The sequence below is a fragment of the Adlercreutzia equolifaciens genome (genome assembly GCF_029076695.1).
GTDB classification, from domain to species: Bacteria; Actinomycetota; Coriobacteriia; order Coriobacteriales; family Eggerthellaceae; genus Adlercreutzia; species Adlercreutzia equolifaciens_A.
Map to the genome: position 1 here is coordinate 1 of NZ_JARFIK010000610.1, position 289 is coordinate 289.

General features: G+C 43.3%; 1 protein-coding gene. It reads right to left on the reverse strand.

Translation table 11 applies throughout. The annotated features are described in order from the left end of the window. On the reverse strand, positions 1 to 272 hold a 272-nt coding region (locus PZH32_RS13810), incomplete at its 3' end, for a hypothetical protein (protein ID WP_428994067.1). Between the last annotated feature and the right edge of the window lie 17 nt (positions 273 to 289).

Sequence of the window (289 nt, forward strand, 5' to 3'; positions counted from 1 at the left end):
GTTCCATTCGGGAACAGGGTGCAGACGAGAAGACTGATCGTCATTCCTGTGAAAAGGAAGGTGCAGAGCCTGTAATAGTCATCACGGTTCCGAAAGAAGAAAAATGCGATGGTGGCTGCTACATATAAAAACCACATCAGATAAGGTACGATAAAGATCTCTTCGAAAGGAATCATATCATCGAGTGCCGTGTGCATGACGTGGTAAGGTTTGTTTATGTTCTCCTGAAGTCTTGTAAACCAGGGGATATAGATGAATGCATAGGATAGCATCCATACGTGTCCATATT